This is a genomic window from Caldisericota bacterium, assembly GCA_034717215.1.
Classification (GTDB): domain Bacteria; phylum Caldisericota; class Caldisericia; order Caldisericales; family Caldisericaceae; genus UBA646.
In genome coordinates this window covers 1-4,612 of sequence record JAYELD010000157.1, presented here as the reverse complement: position 1 = coordinate 4,612, position 4,612 = coordinate 1, and the positions used below count along the sequence as shown (strand labels likewise).

At 35.5% G+C, this 4,612-nt stretch carries 6 protein-coding genes; 5 read left to right on the top strand and 1 reads right to left on the bottom strand.

What is annotated here, in order from left to right; translation table 11 throughout:
• Nucleotides 1–899: DNA polymerase III subunit delta (holA, locus tag U9Q18_06515; protein ID MEA3314010.1), on the top strand; the 899-nt coding region annotated here is incomplete at its 5' end.
• 5 nt (nt 900–904) lie between these two features.
• On the opposite strand, the gene rpsT is transcribed toward holA, so the two are convergent.
• Complete coding sequence (gene rpsT, locus U9Q18_06510; GenBank protein ID MEA3314009.1) at nt 905–1,201, bottom strand: 30S ribosomal protein S20; 297 nt, start codon at nt 1,199–1,201, stop codon at nt 905–907.
• A 206-nt stretch (nt 1,202–1,407) separates the two neighbouring features.
• Between rpsT and U9Q18_06505 the strand changes: the two genes are divergently transcribed.
• The 4 genes from U9Q18_06505 to U9Q18_06490 are packed head-to-tail and all read left to right on the top strand — an operon-like array spanning nt 1,408 to nt 4,565.
• Nucleotides 1,408–1,773: a DUF2089 domain-containing protein gene (locus U9Q18_06505; protein ID MEA3314008.1), complete on the top strand. Its 366-nt coding sequence runs from the start codon at nt 1,408–1,410 to the stop codon at nt 1,771–1,773.
• On the top strand, nt 1,770–2,717 hold the full coding sequence (locus U9Q18_06500) for a DUF4097 family beta strand repeat-containing protein (protein MEA3314007.1): 948 nt from the start codon (nt 1,770–1,772) through the stop codon (nt 2,715–2,717). Before U9Q18_06505 ends, U9Q18_06500 begins: the two co-directional genes overlap by 4 nt.
• Nucleotides 2,717–3,106 carry a hypothetical protein gene (locus U9Q18_06495; GenBank protein MEA3314006.1) on the top strand — a complete coding sequence of 130 codons (390 nt, stop codon included), beginning with the start codon at nt 2,717–2,719 and terminating at the stop codon, nt 3,104–3,106. Before U9Q18_06500 ends, U9Q18_06495 begins: the two co-directional genes overlap by 1 nt.
• A gap of 43 nt (nt 3,107–3,149) precedes the next feature.
• Nucleotides 3,150–4,565: an MATE family efflux transporter gene (locus U9Q18_06490; GenBank protein MEA3314005.1), complete on the top strand. Its 1,416-nt coding sequence runs from the start codon at nt 3,150–3,152 to the stop codon at nt 4,563–4,565.
• The last annotated feature ends 47 nt before the right edge of the window (nt 4,566–4,612 follow it).

Here is a 4,612-nt window from a genome sequence, read left to right as displayed (position 1 = left end):
TAAGAGAAAAATTTGTAGATAGCACGACAATTGCATTTGATTTTGTGGAGTTATCCGGAGAAGATATTACTGTGCATGACGTCTCTAATGTCTTAGATTCTATTCCTTTTAGCAAAACTGGCAAAGGAAGGGTAGTGGTTTTAAGGGACATTGAAGAACTTCCGGTAAGTGAAGCGCAGCGAATCTATCTGTTGACTGTTCCTTCATCGTCAGTGCTTATTATAATGTCTAAATCTTCTAAAAAATTCGAGACGGTTAAAAAATTTGTAATTGAGAAAGATTCTGTGTTTATCCGCGAGTACTCAGTTTCGTCAGATATACTTAAGACGTGGATTAAAAGTCGTTGCACAGAAAACGGCAAAGAAATATCTGGCGATGCTGTCCGTGAACTTCTGATCCGATGCAGTGGAGATTTATTTTTACTGTTATCAGAGATAAAAAAGCTGGCATTATTTATTGGAGATAATAAAAAGATAGAGAAAAGTGATGTGGAGGAAATTGTAGAATATACCTTGGAACCAAAAGTTTTTAATTTGATTGATGCGATTATGGAAAGACGAAAAGGTGTTGCACTGAAAATGTTTGATGAACTACTTACGGAAAATAAGACTGCTGATGGGATGGTGCTTTCTATGCTTTTAAAGACGCTCTCTCAGGTTATTTTCATAAAGGAGCTTATGGCGACTACTACAAGTAGGAGCGCATTTAGCACTAATAGTTTATCCAGGCGGTTTGGTATTAAAAGATTTGCTGTTTCTAAAATGTTATCTTTTGCAAAAAAAAATCAAATGTCTCAATTCCTGGAAGCGTTTCATCGACTTGAAGAAATTGATATAAAATCAAAAACAGGGGAAGTAGATCGTCCCCTGCATATCAAGCTCTTTATCCAGAATATGTAGTTATCTTAATCAGATGTTTCTTGTTCAGGCGTTTCTTCTTTGACAGCTGTTTCTGTGCTTTTTGCCTGGTTTAATTTTTTCATCAGTGCAGATTTTTTTCTCGAAGCGTTATTTTGATGAATAATTCCTTTCGCCTCTAATTTATCAATAGTTTTTATTGCTTCTCTTACTTTATCTTCACTATATCCACTCTTTTTTGCAAAATCAAGTACTCTTTTTAACGCAATTTTATAATTTGTATTTCTTTCTGTACGTTTCTTATCTTTTCTTACTGATTTTTTTGAAGCTTTTAATATAGGCATATTTATACCTACCTCCTTTAATATGAATTCTCTTATAGATTACTGATTTTTAAGTTTCTGTCAAGCACTTAAATCCCATTTTTTTCTGGTTTTATTCTAATTATGACTTTTTTATTAAAATTCTCCTATCTTACTCTTGACAAAACTAAATTTTATATTAATATTATTCAAATGAAGGTAAATAATATTAAAAATGGAGGTGAGAGATGAAAAAAATGCCAACGAATTGTCCTGCCTGTAATGCGATTCTTACAATATCGGAACTTAAATGTTCAAAATGTGGCACTGTTATACGCGGTGATTTTCCAATTAGCAAGCTTTTGTTGCTTCCACAAGAAGATCAAGAATTTCTTGCTATTTTTCTTCGTTCAAGAGGAAACATTAAGGAAGTCCAAGAACGATTGGGAATTTCATATCCAACTGCAAAAAATCGCCTGGACAAAGCATTGATTGCTTTAGGTTTGCGTGAATCGGGAGAAAAACCAGGTAAAAAAGAAATTTTAGATGCGCTGGAAAGAGGAGAGATTAATGCTAAAGAAGCAGTAAAATTAATAAAGGAGGCGGAGGAATGAATGAAAAGATTGAAGATCAGCTGAAAAGATTGCTCGAGGAGGGAAAGATATCTGATGAAGAGAAGAAAAAATTAGAGGAAGCAATGGAGGAAGATAACGGGGATGAGACCAGTGTTTTTTCTACAGATGGAAAAAAAATTGAATTAAATCTATCTGGATTTGTAAGTACAGATATAAAGATAACCGGAGAAAAAGACCTGAATGAAGTGAAGATTATAGAAGGGAAAGAGTTTATAAAAATAGAGAAAAAGGAAAACACCTTTGTGGTGCGTCCGAAATATAAATATAAAAGGACAGTATATATTCTGGGTATACGTATAGGAAATGCGTTATTATCATCCCGACCAATTAGTATTGTAATTCCGTCGGAGAGCGATGTGACTCTGCATACTGTAAGCGGCGATCTGTATCTTGAGCACATTTCAGGCAATGTTACTGCAAAAACTGTGGATGGAGATATTAGAATAAATGATGTTACTGGTAGTATGAAGCTTGAATCTACAAGCGGCGATGTAAAAGGTAACAATTTATTCGGAGCTATTACTATGTCGCTAAAATCCGGAGATATAACCGTTACCAAAGGGAAATTAAACGGAGCTTTAAAAACTTACTCAGGAGATGTTGTATTGCAGGATGTTTCGTTAGGGGAGATAGAACTTGTTTCATTTAGTGGAGATGTCCGAATAACTGATGCAAGCTTGGACGGCAATCTATTTCTGAAAACTATTTCCGGTGATTGTGTGTTGAAAGCAAAAAGTTTTGATGCAAAGATAGTAGCTAAAACAAAAACAGGAGATGTAATATTTAAAGATAACGAGGGGAATCTTAAGAATGTACGAAATTCTGAATTTTTATCGGGAGAAGGCAAATATGACATTGTGTTAAAAACAATAAGCGGAGATGTTCGTATTGAAGAAATTAAATTAAATAAAGGAGAGAAATAATGCAAGACGAAATTAAAAAAGTATTAGAAATGCTTGAAGAAGGAACGGTTTCAAAAGACGAAGCGGTAAAACTTATTGAAGCTTTAAAAGAAGTTAAAAGAGACGAACAATCTACTTCACAGAATAAAAGAAAAAGGTTTTTGAAAGTCCTCGTGAAAAAAGAAGGGAAGCCTCAGGTGAATATTACTATACCATTTAGTTTAGTTAATTGGGGGCTAAATATCGCAAATAAGATGGGCAAGAAGAACATGATTAATGTAGGAGGCGAAGATATACCTATTGACATGGAAGAGTTGCAAAAAGCAATGAATGACCCAGAATTTTCTGGCAAAATCATTGATATAACAAATGAAGAGGAAGGAAAACATGTAGAAATAGAAATTGTTTAATTGTGGTTTTATGTTATAATATTTTTTTTTAGTGAGGAGAAAAATGAGAAAAGTTACAAGAGAAGAAATTTTAAACGGCAATCCTGTAAAGGTTATGTTCCTATTGAGTTTTCCTATAATGATTTCACAATTTTTGCACACACTTTATCATCTTTCAGATACATTTTGGTTGGGGCATTTGCCATCCGCTGAGAGTGGTGGAGCTGTTGCGGGCTTGCAGGTTGCATGGCCTATCATTTGGTTGCTTATAGCTTTTTCTTTTGGGTTCAGTATGGCTGGGATAGCTCTTGTTTCTCAGCATACTGGTGCAGGAGAACATAAGAAAGCAAACACTGCAGCAAGCCAGGTGTTTTCGCTTTCTATTATTTTTGGTGTAGCAATTGCGGTGCTTGGAATTATTGGAACGCCATACTTAGTTCCTTTAATTACAAAAGCAGCTTCGGTAACTGGAACGGCTATAGTTTATTTGAAACTTGTTTTTTGGGGAATGCCTTTTATTTTTATTGCTGTTGTATTTCAGAGCATTCTTTCTGCAAAAGGTGATACGGTGACTCCTATGCAGATAAATCTTTTCACCGTAACGTTAAATATTATTCTTGATCCATTTCTTATTTTTGGCTGGTGGGGTTTTCCTCGTATGGGGGTTCTTGGTGCAGCTCTTGCGACGGTTATCTGTCAGGGTATTGCAGCCACTATTTCCATGTACCTTCTCTTTAAGGGTACAAAAGGCATAAAAATAACATTAAGAGGACTCATCCCGGTTTGGGGATGGATGAAGAAGATTTTTAAAGTAGGGCTTCCTGCTGCAGTTGGGAATTCTACGACAGCATTTGGATTTGTGCTTGTCATGGGAATTATTGGAAGAGTAAGCAATCCTGAAACTGTTCTCGCTGCATATGGGATAGGAGATAGACTTATTTCCATCATATTTATTGCGGTAGATGGACTTGGAATGGGTATTATGACTCTGGTTGGTCAGAACCTGGGTGCGAACCTTATACATAGAGTAGAAAAAATTGCAAAGGAAGGCCTCAAAATTGTAGTGCTTGTTACTCTTCTTGAGGCATTATTTGTTTTTGCTTTAAGGATTCCATTCTTTAAAATGTTTATACCCGGAAGACCAGATATCATTCAAGAAGGGGTTCGTTTTCTCTCAATTTTCATAATTGGTATTCCATTTTTTGGCTTATTTGGGGCAATTACGGCATTGTTCAGAGGCTCAGGACATAATGTCCAGCCTATGGTAGTAGATATTATTCGATTATGGGCATTAAGGATTCCACTTGCCTATTTTTTTGGTATGCGATTTGATTCTACCGGTATATGGTGGGGGATGGCACTTAGTAATGTGGGTGCAGCAATTGTTGCATTGTTCTTTTACTATAGAGGTGAATGGAAAAAGCAGATTATACATAAGGAGGAGAAACCCGAAACTATTCCGATTGTTTCTACCAAATGACAATTCAGTTAGCAATATTTTTTTAAAGGAGTGCCAGATTAAAGGCG

Coding starts and splice junctions, on each gene's coding strand:
- rpsT (MEA3314009.1), bottom strand. CDS start 1,201: ATGCCTATATTAAAAGCTTCAAAAAAATCAGTAAGAAAAGATAAGAAA.
- U9Q18_06505 (MEA3314008.1), top strand. CDS start 1,408: ATGAAAAAAATGCCAACGAATTGTCCTGCCTGTAATGCGATTCTTACA.
- U9Q18_06500 (MEA3314007.1), top strand. CDS start 1,770: ATGAATGAAAAGATTGAAGATCAGCTGAAAAGATTGCTCGAGGAGGGA.
- U9Q18_06495 (MEA3314006.1), top strand. CDS start 2,717: ATGCAAGACGAAATTAAAAAAGTATTAGAAATGCTTGAAGAAGGAACG.
- U9Q18_06490 (MEA3314005.1), top strand. CDS start 3,150: ATGAGAAAAGTTACAAGAGAAGAAATTTTAAACGGCAATCCTGTAAAG.